Origin of the sequence: Pseudomonas sp. Pc102 (genome assembly GCF_018408275.1) — a bacterium.
GTDB classification, from domain to species: domain Bacteria; phylum Pseudomonadota; class Gammaproteobacteria; order Pseudomonadales; family Pseudomonadaceae; genus Metapseudomonas; species Metapseudomonas tohonis.
Map to the genome: position 1 here is coordinate 2,769,258 of NZ_AP021905.1, position 14,831 is coordinate 2,784,088.

Consider the following 14,831-nt stretch of genomic DNA (forward strand, 5'->3'; position numbering starts at 1 on the left):
GGTATGCCGCCAGCGATCCGGAGGAGGGGCAGCGCTCAGGCCTGGCGATGTGACGCATCGATCGGTAGCTCGATCTTGAAGCGGGTTCCTTCGCCTTCATGGCTTTGCACCGACAGGGTGCCGCCATGCTTCTGCACGATCCCATAGGAGAGCGAAAGCCCCAGGCCCGTGCCCTTGCCGACCGGCTTGGTGGTAAAGAATGGATCGAAGATGTGGGGCAGCACATCATTGGGAATGCCACTGCCGTCATCCGCTATCTCGATCCCCACCCGCCCGTCGCCCGCCCAGGTGGTGATCACGATTCTTCCTCGTGCCTCCCCCATGGCTTGCGCTGCGTTGACCACGAGATTCATGACGACCTGGTTGATCTGAGAGGGCAGGCATTTCACCTCCGGCAGGTCGCCGAAGTTCCGCACTATATCGGCGCGGTACTTCACCTCGCTCGCCACGATATTCAGCGTCGACTCTATGCCCTGATGGATATCGGCCCATTGCCACTCCGTGTCGGTATCGACGCGGGAGAAGTCCTTCAGGTCCTGGATTATCTTGCGGACCCGGCCGATGCCTTCCCTCGTTTCATTCAGCAGCGAGGGGATGTCGTCCTTGAGGTAGTCCAGGTCGACGCGCTTGCGAAGGGCGCTCACCCGCGCCTTCAAGTCCTCGTCTGCGATGGATGGCTCCGCCGATTCATAGGCCTGCAGGACTTCAAGCAGTTCGCGGAAGTAGGTTTCCAGCGTGCTGTGATTGGATGAGATGAATCCGATCGGATTGTTGATCTCATGCGCCACGCCAGCGGCGAGCTGCCCGATCGATGCCAGTTTCTCGTTCTGTATCAACTGGCTTTCCAACTGTTTGCGCTCGGCTATCTCCTGCTGCAGGACGCTGTTGGTACGTGTCAGGTCCTCGGTCCGGACCCGCACCTGGTGTTCGAGGCTTTCCATCTGCTGCTGCAGGCGCTGGGTCATGTCCCACTTGGCGGTGAGCGAACAGGCGAGCTGGCTGACTTCGATATTGTCGAAGGGCTTCTTCAGGATCAGCAGCCTGTCAGCCACCCGGAGCCTGGCGAGCAGCTCTTCCCATGAATAGTCGGCATATGCGGTGCAGACGACGACTTGCAGTCGCGGGTCCGCCTGCCAGAGGTGTTCGATGGTTTCCACCCCATCCCACCCCTGCGGCATGCGCATGTCGACAAAGGCCATCGCATAAGGCCTGCCCTCGGCCAGTGCCTTCTCCAGCAGCTTCAGGCCATCCTGGCCGCGATAGGCCGAATCGATCTCGAATTCTCTCGCCTCCGTGGTCGGGCCCGTGCCGAACAGCTGCGCTTCGAATGCGTCCAGCGCCTGGGTATCGCTGGGCTCCGGCGCGAGGATCTTGCGAAAGTCGTCGTGGATGGACGGCGTGTCGTCGATCAGCAGAATGCGGCGGTTACCCGGGTTGTCCATGCGCCAGCCCTCTCTTCTTCATAGGGATTTCCAGGGTGAAGCAGGCCCCCGCCCCCGGGCCGTCACTCTCGACCCGCAACGAGCCGTCCATCTCGATGGCGGCGAGCGCGCAACTGTGAAGCCCGAAACCGTGGCCGTCTTTCCGGGTGGTGAAGCCATGGGCGAAGATGCGCGTCAGGTTGGCCTGCTCGATCCCCTCGCCGTTGTCCCTGACGCGGATGGTCAGGCTGGAGGCTCCCAGTTGCACGGACAGGGTCAGGCGTCGCGGCCGATCCTCCTGCGTACTCATGGCCTGCTTGGCGTTACTGATCAGGTTCACCAGGATGAGCAGGGTGCGGTGCTTGTCCAGGACGACCTCCGGCAGGTCGTCATATTCCTTCACGATCTCGACGTGGTGTCGAACCAGCGCGTCGGATTGCATGCGCAGCGCATCTTCCATCAGCTCATTGATGCTGATGGGTTCGACGATGCTGGAGGGGCCTGCGTAGGACTGCTGCGTCGAGACGATTTCCTTGATGTGATTGACGCTCCGTGTCATCTGCTCGAGCTCATTGACGATGCTCTCCCGCTCCGACGAGAGCGCCTCCGATACCTGGGCGATGTAGCCGGGCAGCAGCTTTCCCTTCTCGTCGTGACTGATGAAGGCGCCGAGGTCGTCCTGGTGCGCCGTCATCATCTCCACCGCCCTGGCCAGGCCGAGCGCTTTGGAATTGCGCACCCGGCGGGCCACCAGGTCGGCGGAGATATTCACGCTGTTCAGCACATTGCCGACGTTGTGCAGCACGTTGGTCGCGATCTCGGCCATGCCCGCATGCCGGGCAGCGGCAACCAGCTCGCTCTGGGCCCGTTGCAGTTCGTGGGTCCGTACCTGTACTCGCCGTTCGAGCTCGTCATTGGCGGCTTGCAACGCCTTGTTCATGCGGTTGATCTCCGCATAGCTGCGCAGGAGCCAGTAGCCCAGGAATAGCAGCAGCGCCGCCAGGATGGCCGCGAACACCAGCAGGTACCGGTGGGAGACCTGGTCCTGGGCGGCGGCCGCCAACTGCTCCCCGCTCAATACTTCGATCAGCGCGTCCAGACGCGTGGCCACCGGCACGGCGGCGATCTGGTTGAGCAGGGCGTTGACGTGCTTCTGCTCGCTGAGAACGGTCCGGACATGAGCCGAGAACAGGTCGATGGCGCTGCCGATGTCAGGGCTCAGCCCGGCCTTCTGTTCCTCGATCTTCTGCAGTCCGAGCTGTATCTCCTCGGCCTTGTCGTCCGTGGTGACCTGCGAATACTCCATCGTGCTCAGGAGTGCGTCGAACACGTAGCCGGACGTCGTGTCGAGCACCATGCTGCTGCGCTGGTCACTGATCAGGTTCTGCACGTCATCTTCGGCGGTGGGTAGAAAATTCAGTGAATTGCGCAGGATGGCGTTATGCGACTTGAACGCCTCGATCAGGCCGGACTTCTCCTCCAGCGCCGTCCTGTACAGTTCCGTGTTCCGTTCCCAGCGCTCCGGGTTGTGCAGGGGCGCCTCCGCGAGGCGTTGTTCGAGGCGCTGCCAGTTGCTCTCCATTTCGCTGAGCGGGTCGACCAGCAGGTCGTAGTCGAGGTTGATGCCGATACGCGAGCGCAGCACCTGGACTTCCCATTGGGCGTCGCTCTGCTTGATCTGGCGGAGTATCGCCAGCGACCCGAAGTAGCGGGCTGGCTCGTAGGCATCCGCCCGGAGGAACAGGAACAGGAGCGTGCCGGCGAGCGCGAGAGCGGCGCCCACCAGCACGATCCAGAGGTTACCCCTGCGGATATCGCTCACTGCGCACCTTGCATTTCGCCCGTCAGTGTTTTCAGGAAGAGGATGATCAGCCGCCTGTCCTCCGGGTCCGCCTTGCGGCCCAGCTGGTATTTGAACATCACGTCCACGGCGTCCTCCAGGGTCTGCGCCGAGGCGTCGTGGAAGTAGGGCGCGGTGAGCTCGACGTTGCGCAGGCCCGGCACCTTGAACACATGACGGTCCTCGTCCCGGCCGGTGACCAAAAAGCGCCCGAGGTCGGCTTCAGAGCTGCTCCCCTTGTCCTTGAAATAGTCCCCCATGACCCCGAATTTCTGGAACATGTTGCCGCCCACGTTCATGCCCTGGTGGCAGGAGATGCATCCGCTCTGCTTGAAGCGCGCATACCCCGCCTTCTCCTCATCGCTGATGGCCGTGGAGTCGCCCTCCAGGAACAGGTCGAATCGAGCCTTCGGTGTGAGCAGCGTCCGCTCGTAGGTCGCGATGGCGTTCTGGACGTTCGCCTGGGTCACCCCATCCGCGTAGCTAGACTCGAAGGCATCCCTGTAGGTCTCGTCCGCCGCCAGGCGCGCGAGCAATGCAGGCCATTCGGCCCCCATTTCCCTGGGGTTGCGGATGACATCGTCGATCTGCGCCTCCAGGCTCGCGGCGCGGCCATTCCAGAATTGGCGGAAGTTGAGGCTGGCATTGAACACGGTGGGTGTGTTCACCAGCGTCAGGTCACCGATGAGGCCGACGGACAGGCTCTTGCCATCGGCCCCGCCCCGGTCCAGCTGGTGGCAGCTGGAGCAGGCCACGGCACCGTTGGCGGAGAGGCGCGTGTCGTTGAACAGCCGGCGGCCCAGCTCGGCTCGGCCCGCGTCTTCGGTATGCCAGCGCGGCAAGGGCTTGATCGGTTCATTGAGCGGTGCGGCGACGCAAGGGGAGGCCAGCGGCAACACCGCCAGTGCAAGGTGCAGGATGCGCCGCTTGATGTCGGCGTTCATCGTTCCACTCCGGCGTGGCCGTTGCGACGTCTGGCGAACTCGGCGAATTCGGCGGCCGGCAAGGCCCGTGAAAAGTAGAAGCCCTGGGCTTCATCGCAATGCCGGCTCGTCAGAAACTCCAACTGCTCGGCGGTCTCGACCCCCTCGGCCGTGACGGTGAGCCCGAGGCTGTCGGACATGGCGATGATCGCGGCGACGAGGGCCGCGTCCTTCTCATGCACGCCTATGTCGCGGATGAACGACTGGTCGATCTTCAAGGTATCGACCGGGAACAGCTTCAGGTAGCCGAGATTGGAATAGCCGGTGCCGAAATCGTCGATCGCCAGCCGTACCCCGAGCGACTTGGCGCCCTGCAGCACGAGGGCGCTGTCTTCATGATCCTGCACCAGCAGGCGCTCGGTTATCTCCAGCTCAATGCAGCCGGGATCGACGCCCGAACTCTCCAGCGCTTGCTTCAGTGCCGGGAGGAAGTCGTCCTGGCGGAAGTCCACGGGGGAAAGATTGATCGCGGTACAGAGCGGGCCGAGCCCATGAAGGTTCCACAGGTGCGTCTGCCGGCTCGCCTCCTTCAGCACCCATCGGCTCAAGGGCACGATGAGGCCGGACTCTTCCGCTATCGGGATGAAGCAGGTTGGCGGAATGGCCTCGCCGTTGGGCTGGAACCACCGTATCAGGGCTTCGCAGCCGATGACGCGGTCGGTGCGCAGGTCGATCTTGGGCTGGTAATGGAGCACGAACTCTTCGTTTTCCAATGCGCGTCGGAGCGCCACTTCCAGCGACTGTTGGTCCCGGGCGCGCTGCTTGAGCATCGGATCGTAGAGCCGTGCCGTGTTGCGCCCCTGGCCCTTGGCCTCGTGCATGGCGGTCTCGGCCCGCTTGATCAACATGCGCGGGTCGTCGCCGTGGCCGGGGTAGCGGCTCACCCCGACGCTCGCCGTCACGGCCAGCACTTCACCTTCAATGAGGCGCGGTGTGGCGATGGCGGCCAGGAGCTGGGCGGAAAATGCGGTGTCGCCCCCTCTGTCGGCGAAGTCGCCCACCACCACGAATTGGTCCGAGCCTGGCCTGTAGAGCACGTCCTCGTCCTTCAGGGCGCGCTGGATGGCGGTGCCGCTCGCCTGCAGCACGGCATCCCCGAATGGATAACCCCAGGCGTTGTTTATATGTTTGAGACGGTCGAGGCCGATGTACAGGAGAGAGAATCCGGACGTCGGCGATGTGCGGATGCACCGCACCAGCCGGTCCCGCAGAAGGTTCAGGTTGGGTAGCCCGGTCAGTGCGTCGTATTGCAGATGGTGCGCGAGTCTCAGCAACTCCGATGCACGGTGTTCGATCGTGATCTCCATGGCCTTGACCCTGATCTTGTTCTCTTGCATGGCCTGCCACTTGGCCGTCAGGGTGTTTGCAATCTGGCGGATTTCGATGGCATCGAACGGCTTCTTCAGCACCAGCAGCCGGTCATTGAGGTTCAGGCGTTCGCTCAGTTCGTCCCAGACCAGGTCGGAGAACGCCGTGCACAACGCGATCTGCAGATCAGGATCGAGCCGCCAGAGCCTTTCGATGGTTTCCAGGCCGTTCCAGCCCGGGGGCATGCGCATGTCGACGAAGGCCATCGCGTAGGGGCGGTATTCGGCCAGCGCCTGTTCCGCCAGGGCGTGGCCGTCCAGGCCCTGGTAGGCATGATCCAGTTCGTAGCGGATGGAGGGCCTGGGTTCCGCTACTCCGAAGAGCAGGGACTCCATCGAGGAGAGGCCCTGTGTCGCCTCGGGGCTGAGGATCTTGCGGTAGTCCTCGTGCATCGAAGGGGTGTCGTCGATGATCAGGACGCGCCGATTTCCCGCAGGAATGTAGTGGCTCATGGCAGCGCACGCGGTCGATGTCGCCGCGCCGCCCCACTGGCTGGAAACAATACGCGCATCGGTTGCCACATCCCTGCAATTGGCCCGTCCCTTACTTCTTAAAGTACGGGCTTGGCCATTGTTCAAGTTCACTCGCCGGGCGGTGGCACGGTGCAGTTCGCAAGCGCCAGGGTCGATGGCGGGAAAACCTGGATGCTTCCGCTACACGCTCATGGGTGCGTACAAGTCATGTCCAAGTGTTCCGTTCCTGTCGATCTCCATCCTGCAATTGCCCATGGCTCGCCGCTTTACGGGCAGTGAAAGCGACTACGCTGAAAAACATCTTCGACCCGGCTCCGATGCGAGCCATGGCAAGAGCGGATGGCATGGAAGACAACACACCCACGGATGCGACCCGTTTCACTGTGCTTCTGGTTGACGATGAGGTCTTCATCCTCAACAGCCTGAAAAGGCTTCTGCGCAGCCAGCCTTACGATCTCCTCCTGGCGGAGAGTGGCGAGCAGGCTCTCGAACTGCTCGCCAGCCACCCCGTCGATCTGGTCGTGTCCGATGCCCGCATGCCATCGATGGACGGTGCGACGCTGCTGGCGGAAATCTATCGACGTCATCCGCAGACCATCCGCATCCTGCTCACGGGCTACACGGACATGCCGACCCTGATCAAGGCGATAAACGAAGGGCGCATCCATCGCTACCTGAGCAAGCCCTGGGATGACGCGGAGCTCCTGTCCACCCTCGAACAGTCGCTGGCCCACCTGCACTCCGAGCGTGAGCGCCAGCGGCTCGAGAAGGTGACCCTGCAGCAGAAGGCCGCCCTCGAACAGCTCAACGCGACGCTGGAGAAACGCGTCGAGTCGCGTACCGCAGAGCTCCAGCAGACGGCCGACATGCTCGACCTGGCCTACGCGGAGCTCAAGCGCAGCTACGTGGTCAGCACCGAGGTCTTCTCCCTTCTGGTCAACCAAAGGCTTCCCCAGGGCAAGCAAACCAACCAGGCGCTCAACGAACTGGTCCGTGCCTGCTGCAATGCGGGCCTCGTGGAGCCCTCGCTGGAGCACGACCTGATCATGGCCGCCGCCCTCTATAACGTGGGCAAGCTCGGCTGGAGCGACAGCATGCTGGCGAGGCCGTCGGACCTGATGCACCACCATGAGCGCGACACGTTCAGGGCCTACCCGGAAACCAGCGAATCGCTGCTGATGTCGCTCGAGCCGATGCAGGATGCGGCACGGCTGATCCGCCACCATCAAGAGCGCTGGGATGGCAGCGGCTTTCCGGACCATCTCAAAGGCAGCGCCATCCCCCAGGGTTCGAGATTGCTCAAGCTCGCTGTGGACTTCGTGGAGTTGCAACGAGGCCTGGTGCTGGAGCGCAACATGAACCGGGACGAGGCCCTGATGTTCATTCGCAAGTACGCGGGACGTCTGTACGACCCCGACATGATCGAGCCCTTCGTCCAGGTCTGCGCCTCATACCTGACGGACATCACGCTCGCCGATCCCCGCGTGCGCGGGCTGGGTACGCGCGACCTCGAAGGCGGCATGGTGCTGGCGCGCAACCTCAACGCGGACAACGGGATGTTGCTGCTCAACGCGGGCAAGGTGCTGACCCCGGCGCTGGTGGAGAAACTGATCGCCTTCGAGGCGATGGAAGGCGCGCGTTACACCGTATTCGTACGCGTTGCAGAAACTGCCTGATTTCACTGGAGGTACCCATGGCACGTATCCAATTGGTCGACGATGACCCGTTGATCCTCCGCACGCTCCAGCGAGCGATGCGCGATGCCGGCTGGGAGCTGGAACCCTTCGACGATCCGGTCCTGGCGTTGCACGCCCTGGCGGAAAAACCCTATGAGGTGATCGTCTGCGACCACCATATGCCCGACATCGATGGCGTCACCTACCTGCAGTTCGCCAAGCAATGCCAGCCCGCCAGCATCCGTATCCTCCTGAGCGGCATGGCCGATCACCAGGCGCTGATGCAGGCGATCAACCAGGCTGAAATCTATCGGTTCATCCCCAAGCCCTGGGAAAACGAAGAGCTGCTCGCCACCGTGCGGGGGGCGTTGACCCTGTACCGGACGCGCGAGCATGACCGCAGGGAACTCGACCTCCTGCAGATCCACAAGCACCGCGGCGAAGCCGAGCGCATGCAGATCAAGGTGCTCAAGACCCGCCACGGTGAGCTGTACGAAGTGCAGCGAGATGAACAGGGCCGCATCGTGCTGGACGGGGAGGAGTGAGCTCCGACGCTACGGCCCACCCGTCCTCCCATCACTCCTCGTCGGTCCCGTGGAACCACGCCCGGGGGCCTGGCCATGGATCATCCCCGCCCCTGCCGGACTTCCTGCCTGCTGCCATCGCCTCGCAGCGGGCCTTGGCCCGGTTTCGCCGTCTTGCCAACAGCGTCACGAACCCGAGCACGTGCGCCCCGGAGAGTGTGGCGATCCATGCGCCGGATCAATGGCGGCGGGTTTCGAGTCGCTAGGATGCGCCCGAATCCAACCACGAAAAGGAGTTCTTCATGTCAGATCGGGTTTCCATTCACCTGGCGGGCGCTCCGGGTATCCAGGCTGCGGAGAAGCTGCTCGAGCTGGATGGTTACGGCAGTTTCAGGCAGGTCATGAGCGGGGAGATGTCCGCGGCGCTGGACGAGGAGTGCTACCTGCTGGCCCTCGAGGGCGACTATGTCGGCTTCGCCGTGATCCGAGGCGCCTCAGCCGGCAACTCGGGCTTCTTCGAGATCTTCCGGCTGTTCGTTGCCGTACCCGCGCGCGGCAAGGGCGTGGGCAGGCGCGCGGTCGCCCAGCTCATCGAGTTGCTCAAGAAGCGGGGCAAGGATGAGCTGGTGCTGGAGGTCGAGAGCGAGGCCGCAGCAGCGTTCTGGGAGGCCGTGCTGCAGGGCTACAAGGTCCACGACCTGCATAACGGCAAGCGCATCGTCCATCTCTACCCCGCCTGAACCTCCCGGCCCGGCGCGGCATCGCTGGCGGATCGGGTTCCGCGATGCCGCTGTCCCGGTGGTGCCGCCGTCAGGCTCAACCGGTGGCCGTGAATTGTGCGGGCAGGTCGAGGCGCTGGCGCAGGTCGCGGAAATGGGCGAGCGAATCGCGGAAGAAGGCTGCCGGCAGCACCCCGTAGTGCCGCAGCGCATGCTCCACCCGGTCCAGCCCGGCCCGCTCGGCCAGCTCATAGGCGCGCATGCCCTTTTCGATGCGCTCGGTGGTGCTGGCGAAGTCGGCGAACTTCATGTCGCGGCTGCTGGGGAAGTAGGCGAATTCGATGCGCGGGCGTAGCGCCACCCGGCGGATCAGCGGCCAGTCCAATGCCGCCAGGGCCCGTTCCACGGCCGGCCCGACGATGGCGGCCTGCTCCCACAGGAAGAACGCCTCGAACAGTTCGCGCCGCTCCGGTTGCGACAAGGGCTCGCCCAGTGCCTGGGCGTGGTGGCAGGCGTCCAGGGCGGCCAGCAGGCGGGGCTGCAGGAAGCGTGTGGCCCCCGGCGCCTGGCCATGCAAACGGCTGAAGTGGTAGGCCGTGTAGGCCTCGACACAGACCTGCCGGTTGATCTCGCGGAAGGCGTCGGCGAAGGCGTGCAGCTGGCGCAGCTTGTCCTGGCGCAGGGCGGGGGAGAAGAGGAACTGGGCGGAGAGCAGGGCGCCGACCCGCATGCCGAGGGCGAAGTAGCCGGCACCCCACAATGCGCCGTGTGCGGCGATCAGCGGGAAGACGTTGCGTCCGCCGGAGCATTCATAGAGATGGTGATAGACCGAGGCGCGCTGCCCCAGGTCGGTGATGGCGCCGGCCAGGAGCGTCGCCTCCTGGTGAATCCGCTGGTGGTCTCGGGTGAGGGTGTCGCCGTCGCTATCCATATGCAGGGCTCCAGAACGAATCGTCTGGATTAAATCTATGCAGGCGCGGCTCTACCAGCCTCGCGGCAAATTGCCTCAGGGTTCGTCACGGCTCCAGGCCCCTCGCAGATTGAAAGGGTGACGACGGCCTCATTGCGCGGCGTGCGACGGCATTGTCAGCAGGTCCTGCCGATACGCCCGCTGGTCGGGCCGGCATCGGCTTCGCGGCGAAAGGCCAGTACTCTCGCGCGCCTGTCTGTTCCCTGGCGGGACGCCTGTCCGCATGCGGCGTCGGCGCGCCATCCGGGAGCAAGATCCATGGAGCCGTAGTTGCAGGACATTGGATGTCGTCTTCACCCCTCGCATGGCCGGTTTTTTTCCGGCCCATTCGCTGCGCCCCGTACCGATCTCGCGTTGCACCTGGGGCCCGTCGCCCGATGCCGTCCGGCATTTCGTCGACACAGTCACGTTCGGCAGATTTCCCTGGGCGTGCCTGTGGGGATTTCGCCCTGCTGTCCGTCTTCAGTCTCATCGCCCTGTCGATCCAATCCGCCAACGCGCCGCTGCCCGCCGGGCTGACGTCGCCGGCACCTTCCGTTCGTTCAAGGAGAACCCCATGAGCATCGTCTCGAGAACCGCTCTGCTGCCGCTACTGGCAGCCGTGGCACTGGCCGGCCTGTCGGGCTGCGCCACCGAAACCTCCACCGCCGTCGCGGTGCAGCAGGTCGAAAGCGTCAACCGCCCGTATAGCGGCCCGCGCTCGCCCATTGCCGTCGGCAAGTTCGACAACCGCTCCAGCTACATGCGCGGCATCTTCTCCGACGGCGTCGACCGCCTCGGCGGCCAGGCCAAGACCATCCTCATCACCCACCTGCAGCAGACCAACCGCTTCAGCGTGCTGGACCGCGACAACATGAGCGAGATCCAGCAGGAGGCGGCGATCAAGGGCCAGGCCCAGCGCCTCAAGGGGGCCGATTTCGTGGTCACCGGCGACGTCACCGAGTTCGGTCGCAAGGAAGTGGGCGACCACCAGCTGTTCGGCATCCTCGGTCGCGGCAAGACCCAGATCGCCTACGCCAAGGTAGCGCTGAACATCGTCAACATCTCCACCTCCGAGGTTGTCTATTCGACCCAGGGCGCGGGCGAGTACGCGCTGTCCAACCGCGAAGTGATCGGCTTCGGCGGCACCGCCAGCTACGACTCCACCCTCAACGGCAAGGTGCTGGACCTGGCCATGCGCGAGGCGGTGAACAAGCTGGTCAATGCGGTCGACAGCGGTGCCTGGAAGCCGCAGAACTGAAATCACGGATGCTCTAGGGAATGACAATGGAAATGCGCAAGACCATCGCCTGCTCGGCGGCATTGCTGGGCAGCCTGATGCTGGCCGGCTGCAGCGGGCCGAAGACGCTGTACCAGTGGGAGGGCTACCAGACCCAGGTCAACCAGTACTTCAAGGGCGAGGCCCGGGAGGCGCAGGTCGAGGCGCTGGAAGCCGACCTGCAGAAGATCAAGGCGAAGAATGGCGCGGTGCCGCCGGGCTACCACGCCCAGCTCGGCCTGCTGTACTCGACCCTCGGCAAGGATGACCGGATGATCCAGGCGTTCCAGACCGAGAAGGCGCTGTTCCCCGAGTCCGCCTCGTACATGGACTTCCTGATGAAGAACGCCAAGGGAGGCGCACAATGACCCGCCTGTTTTCCCGGTTGTTGGCCTGCGCCGTGCTCGGCGCGCTGATCAGCGGCTGCGCGCCGACCAAGAGCGTGGATTACTCGGCCTTCAAGGAGGCGCGCCCGCGTTCGATCCTGGTGCTGCCGCCGCTCAACGAGTCGCCCGACGTGAAGGCGACCTACAGCATGCTGTCCCAGGTCACCTATCCCCTGGCCGAGGCCGGCTACTACGTGCTGCCGGTGGCCCTGGTGGACGAGACCTTCCGCCAGAACGGCCTGACCGCCGCCGGTGACATCCACCAGCTGCCGCCGGCCAGGCTGCGCGAGGTGTTCGGTGCCGACGCCGCGCTCTACGTCACCGTGAGCGAGTACGGCACCCAGTACATGCTGATCAGCAGTGCCTCGATCGTCACCGCCAGCGCCCGCCTGGTCGACCTGAAGAGCGGCACCACCCTGTGGACCGGCTCGGCGACCGCCTCCAGCGAGGAGGGCAACAACGGCAACAGCGGTGGCCTGGTCGGCATGCTGGTGACCGCTGCGGTGAAGCAGATCATCAACAGCTCCATGGAGGACGCGTCTTATCCCATCGCCGGGATGACCAGTGCGCGCCTGCTCTCGACCGGCCGCAACGGTGGCCTGCTCTACGGTCCGCGCTCGCCGAAGTACGGCACCGACTGATCGGATCGCCGGCGCACCGGCCGGTGCGCCGGCTCCTTCTTCTTTCAGCTTGGCTCCCGCATCGCCATGGCGGCGTTTGCGCTCAATGGCTCTCGATGCGATTGCGGCCGTTGGCCTTGGCGCGGTAGAGCGCCAGGTCGCTGCGCGACAGCGCGGCTTCGGCCGTGGCGTCGTCGGCGCTGATGCGGGTGATGCCGATGCTCACCGTCAGGGGGATCACCTCGCCCTGGTGGCGCAACGGGGTCTCCGCCAGCTGCTGCTGCAGGCGCTGGGCGAACACCAGGGCGCTGTCGTGGCTGGCATCGTTGAGCACCACGGCGAACTCCTCGCCGCCCATGCGCCCGGCGAAATCCACCCGCCGCATCTGCTGCACCAGCAGGGTCGCGAAATGGCGCAGTGCCTCATCGCCCACTGCATGGCCCCAGCGGTCGTTGATCACCTTGAAGTGGTCCAGGTCGAGCATCAGCAGGGCGGCGCCATGGCCGGTGGGGCGGCGCAGCCGGGCCAGTTCTTCCTCGATGCGCGACATGAAGTGACGGCGGTTGGGCAGCTGGGTGAGGAAGTCGGTGGTGGCCAGTGCCTGCAACTCCGCCTCGATGCGTTTGTGTTCGGTGATGTCGGTGACGAAGCCGTGCCAGAGCACGCTGCCGTCAGCCAGGCGTTTGGGGTGTGCATTGCCCTGGCGCCAGCCGGTGTCGCGGCCGGGCACCAGCACCCGGTACTCCATGTGCCAGGGGGTGAGGGCCACTGCCGAGGTCTCCAGGGAGTCCTGGTAGGCGGCCAGGTCGTCCGGGTGGATCAGCGCCAGGATGCGCTCGCGCCCCGTCGGCAGCTTCAGCTGTTCGGGGGAAAGGCCATAGACGTCCTGGCTGCCGGCGCTGACATAGCGGTAGCTGCCGCTGCCGTCGGCGAGGCGCAGGTACTGGAAGACCATGCCGGGGATCTCGTTGGTCAGGTCCGTCAGCAGGTCGAGGTTCTGCTGCAGGCGCTCGGCCATGTGCCGGGTCCGGGTGATGTCGGTGGTGGTACCGAGCATCCGCAGGGGGCGGTCCTGGTCGTCGCGCTCCACCACCTTGCCGCGGCTGATCACCCAGATGTAATGGCCGTCCTTGTGGCGCAGGCGGTGCTCCACCTGGTAGTCGGGGGTGCGTTGCTCGAAATGCTCGAGGATGCTGCGCTTCACGTAGTCGAGGTCATCGGGGTGGACGCGGGTGTAGCTGTCCTCGATGCGCGTGCCGATCTCGTCGTCGGCATAGCCCAGCAGTGATTTCCAGCCGGGCGAGTAGTGGATCAGCCCATTGACCACGTCGCGGTCCCAGATGCCGGTGCCGCTGCCGGCGACGGCTAGGGCCAGGCGCTGTTCCTTTTCCCGTAGCACCCGCAGCCATTCGCGCATGCCCAGCACTTCGCGGTGCCGGGTGAACAATTCGCTCGCCAGGTTGGCGAATTCGGCCAGTGCGACTGGGTCCACCTCGCGGGGCTGGTCGTCGAACAGCAGCAGTTCGCCGCCGCCATCGGCGATGGGGCAGCGGGCTAGCGGTTGCGGGGTGCCGGAGACCAGCACCCGCGCGGCCCTTTGCTGGTCGATGCCGTCGCAGGCGAGCGGGCCATCGGGCTCGATGAGCACGACGGCACCGATGCCGAAATGCAGGCGCACGAGATGCAGCAGGGAAGAGAATCGGTTGGCCGTGGTGCTCACATCGGTACCTCGAGAACGGCTATCTGCCCTGGATGAAGTGGAGGCTCATCGTTCCGTCCCTGGTCCGCTGGCGGCAGTGCGATCCTGCCGCGCGGCACTGTGTCATCGACCTTGCAATGAATGTAACAGGGTGTGACTTCAATCAAGGGGTTCCCTTGCTTCTGGATGCTAGCTTAGTGCTATTAACTTGCCATGGAAGGGTGGGCCCGTGCAGCAGGAAGTGCTTGCCGCTTCCGATTTTCCGATGCCGCGCTTGGCTTTCCATGGTTATCCGGGCGAGTCGTACGCCTGACGCCGCCCTGGGCATGTCAGGGCTCCAACCGGAAGGGACGCCATGATCAGCTTCAAGACTTCGCCCGAAACCCACCGCACCCTCAGCAAGGTGTCGATGATCCTGCTGAGCCTCGCCGCCATGATCGGCGCTGGCTTCCTCATCGTCACCGCGATCCTCAACTACCTCGATGCCAACGCCATCCTCAAGGACCATTCCGAGGTGGTGGCGCCGGTGAGCCTGGACGCCGTGACCGAGGAACACCACCGCCGCGGCCGTACCAGCGAGACCTACCACTTCCACTATGTCTTCGAGGTGGCCGGCAAGGCCTACGACGGCACCTTCGAGACCTCCGCCTCCAATGCCGAGCCCTATCTCAGGGAGGGCGCCTCGGTGAAGGTGGCCTACGCCAATGCCGCGCCGTCCCGTTTCGGCCGCCTGGAGGTGCTGCAGAGCCAGGCCGATTTCGGCTCCAGCATCACCCGCGCGCTGACGGCGATCCCGCTGGCCGCGCTGATCGCCTTCATCCTCCACCTGATGCTGACCCGCCGCCTGTTCGTGCCGCGGGAAACCTCGGCCTGATGCGCAGAACCCCGCTTGCG

Annotated in this window: 13 protein-coding genes; 7 read left to right on the top strand and 6 right to left on the bottom strand. The window is 64.6% G+C overall.

Features of this window, described 5'->3' with window-relative positions; translation table 11 throughout:
• Positions 1 to 35: 35 nt before the first annotated feature.
• The 4 genes from PHLH3_RS12965 to PHLH3_RS12980 are packed head-to-tail and all read right to left on the bottom strand — an operon-like array spanning position 36 to position 6,064.
• Positions 36 to 1,442 (bottom strand): ATP-binding protein, encoded by a 1,407-nt coding sequence (locus PHLH3_RS12965; protein WP_213629702.1) that lies wholly within the window; start codon positions 1,440 to 1,442, stop codon positions 36 to 38.
• Complete coding sequence (locus PHLH3_RS12970; protein WP_213629704.1) at positions 1,426 to 3,243, bottom strand: DAHL domain-containing protein; 1,818 nt, start codon at positions 3,241 to 3,243, stop codon at positions 1,426 to 1,428. Before PHLH3_RS12970 ends, PHLH3_RS12965 begins: the two co-directional genes overlap by 17 nt.
• Positions 3,240 to 4,205, bottom strand: a complete 966-nt coding sequence (locus PHLH3_RS12975; RefSeq protein ID WP_213629706.1) for a cytochrome c peroxidase — start codon at positions 4,203 to 4,205, stop codon at positions 3,240 to 3,242. The genes PHLH3_RS12970 and PHLH3_RS12975 overlap by 4 nt, the downstream gene beginning before the upstream one ends.
• Positions 4,202 to 6,064 (bottom strand): EAL domain-containing protein, encoded by a 1,863-nt coding sequence (locus PHLH3_RS12980; RefSeq protein WP_213629708.1) that lies wholly within the window; start codon positions 6,062 to 6,064, stop codon positions 4,202 to 4,204. Before PHLH3_RS12980 ends, PHLH3_RS12975 begins: the two co-directional genes overlap by 4 nt.
• Before the next feature lie 365 nt (positions 6,065 to 6,429).
• Here PHLH3_RS12980 and PHLH3_RS12985 point away from each other — a divergent pair, with 365 nt between their 5' ends.
• The 3 genes from PHLH3_RS12985 to PHLH3_RS12995 all read left to right on the top strand — a co-directional run bounded on the left by PHLH3_RS12985 (position 6,430) and on the right by PHLH3_RS12995 (position 9,025).
• Positions 6,430 to 7,761, top strand: coding sequence for an HD domain-containing phosphohydrolase (locus PHLH3_RS12985; protein ID WP_213629710.1), 1,332 nt, complete (start codon positions 6,430 to 6,432; stop codon positions 7,759 to 7,761).
• A gap of 17 nt (positions 7,762 to 7,778) precedes the next feature.
• On the top strand, positions 7,779 to 8,306 hold the full coding sequence (locus tag PHLH3_RS12990) for a response regulator (protein ID WP_213629712.1): 528 nt from the start codon (positions 7,779 to 7,781) through the stop codon (positions 8,304 to 8,306).
• Between the two features lie 281 nt (positions 8,307 to 8,587).
• Positions 8,588 to 9,025, top strand: a complete 438-nt coding sequence (locus PHLH3_RS12995; RefSeq protein ID WP_213629714.1) for a GNAT family N-acetyltransferase — start codon at positions 8,588 to 8,590, stop codon at positions 9,023 to 9,025.
• Between the two features lie 76 nt (positions 9,026 to 9,101).
• Here the strand turns inward: PHLH3_RS12995 and PHLH3_RS13000 are convergent, their stop codons facing one another.
• Entirely contained in the window at positions 9,102 to 9,935 is an 834-nt protein-coding gene (locus PHLH3_RS13000; RefSeq protein ID WP_213629716.1) for a hypothetical protein, read from the bottom strand.
• A 595-nt stretch (positions 9,936 to 10,530) separates the two neighbouring features.
• Between PHLH3_RS13000 and PHLH3_RS13005 the strand changes: the two genes are divergently transcribed.
• From PHLH3_RS13005 to PHLH3_RS13015, 3 genes are read left to right on the top strand one after another with little or no spacing between them, the layout of a single operon-like run.
• Positions 10,531 to 11,214: a CsgG/HfaB family protein gene (locus PHLH3_RS13005; protein WP_213629718.1), complete on the top strand. Its 684-nt coding sequence runs from the start codon at positions 10,531 to 10,533 to the stop codon at positions 11,212 to 11,214.
• 32 nt (positions 11,215 to 11,246) lie between these two features.
• Positions 11,247 to 11,600 carry a DUF4810 domain-containing protein gene (locus tag PHLH3_RS13010; protein WP_213630537.1) on the top strand — a complete coding sequence of 118 codons (354 nt, stop codon included), beginning with the start codon at positions 11,247 to 11,249 and terminating at the stop codon, positions 11,598 to 11,600.
• On the top strand, positions 11,597 to 12,259 hold the full coding sequence (locus tag PHLH3_RS13015) for a DUF799 domain-containing protein (protein ID WP_213629720.1): 663 nt from the start codon (positions 11,597 to 11,599) through the stop codon (positions 12,257 to 12,259). The genes PHLH3_RS13010 and PHLH3_RS13015 overlap by 4 nt, the downstream gene beginning before the upstream one ends.
• 82 nt (positions 12,260 to 12,341) lie before the next feature.
• On the opposite strand, the gene PHLH3_RS13020 is transcribed toward PHLH3_RS13015, so the two are convergent.
• Positions 12,342 to 13,958: a sensor domain-containing diguanylate cyclase gene (locus PHLH3_RS13020; RefSeq protein ID WP_244863030.1), complete on the bottom strand. Its 1,617-nt coding sequence runs from the start codon at positions 13,956 to 13,958 to the stop codon at positions 12,342 to 12,344.
• A gap of 334 nt (positions 13,959 to 14,292) precedes the next feature.
• Here PHLH3_RS13020 and PHLH3_RS13025 point away from each other — a divergent pair, with 334 nt between their 5' ends.
• Positions 14,293 to 14,811: a DUF3592 domain-containing protein gene (locus PHLH3_RS13025; protein WP_213629722.1), complete on the top strand. Its 519-nt coding sequence runs from the start codon at positions 14,293 to 14,295 to the stop codon at positions 14,809 to 14,811.
• The last annotated feature ends 20 nt before the right edge of the window (positions 14,812 to 14,831 follow it).

Excerpts from the sequence above, each read along its gene's own strand:
- PHLH3_RS13010 (WP_213630537.1), top strand. The coding sequence starts at position 11,247 with ATGCGCAAGACCATCGCCTGCTCGGCGGCATTGCTGGGCAGCCTGATG.
- PHLH3_RS13005 (WP_213629718.1), top strand. The coding sequence starts at position 10,531 with ATGAGCATCGTCTCGAGAACCGCTCTGCTGCCGCTACTGGCAGCCGTG.
- PHLH3_RS12980 (WP_213629708.1), bottom strand. The coding sequence starts at position 6,064 with ATGAGCCACTACATTCCTGCGGGAAATCGGCGCGTCCTGATCATCGAC.
- PHLH3_RS12990 (WP_213629712.1), top strand. The coding sequence starts at position 7,779 with ATGGCACGTATCCAATTGGTCGACGATGACCCGTTGATCCTCCGCACG.
- PHLH3_RS13000 (WP_213629716.1), bottom strand. The coding sequence starts at position 9,935 with ATGGATAGCGACGGCGACACCCTCACCCGAGACCACCAGCGGATTCAC.
- PHLH3_RS12995 (WP_213629714.1), top strand. The coding sequence starts at position 8,588 with ATGTCAGATCGGGTTTCCATTCACCTGGCGGGCGCTCCGGGTATCCAG.
- PHLH3_RS13025 (WP_213629722.1), top strand. The coding sequence starts at position 14,293 with ATGATCAGCTTCAAGACTTCGCCCGAAACCCACCGCACCCTCAGCAAG.
- PHLH3_RS13015 (WP_213629720.1), top strand. The coding sequence starts at position 11,597 with ATGACCCGCCTGTTTTCCCGGTTGTTGGCCTGCGCCGTGCTCGGCGCG.
- PHLH3_RS12985 (WP_213629710.1), top strand. The coding sequence starts at position 6,430 with ATGGAAGACAACACACCCACGGATGCGACCCGTTTCACTGTGCTTCTG.
- PHLH3_RS12975 (WP_213629706.1), bottom strand. The coding sequence starts at position 4,205 with ATGAACGCCGACATCAAGCGGCGCATCCTGCACCTTGCACTGGCGGTG.
- PHLH3_RS12965 (WP_213629702.1), bottom strand. The coding sequence starts at position 1,442 with ATGGACAACCCGGGTAACCGCCGCATTCTGCTGATCGACGACACGCCG.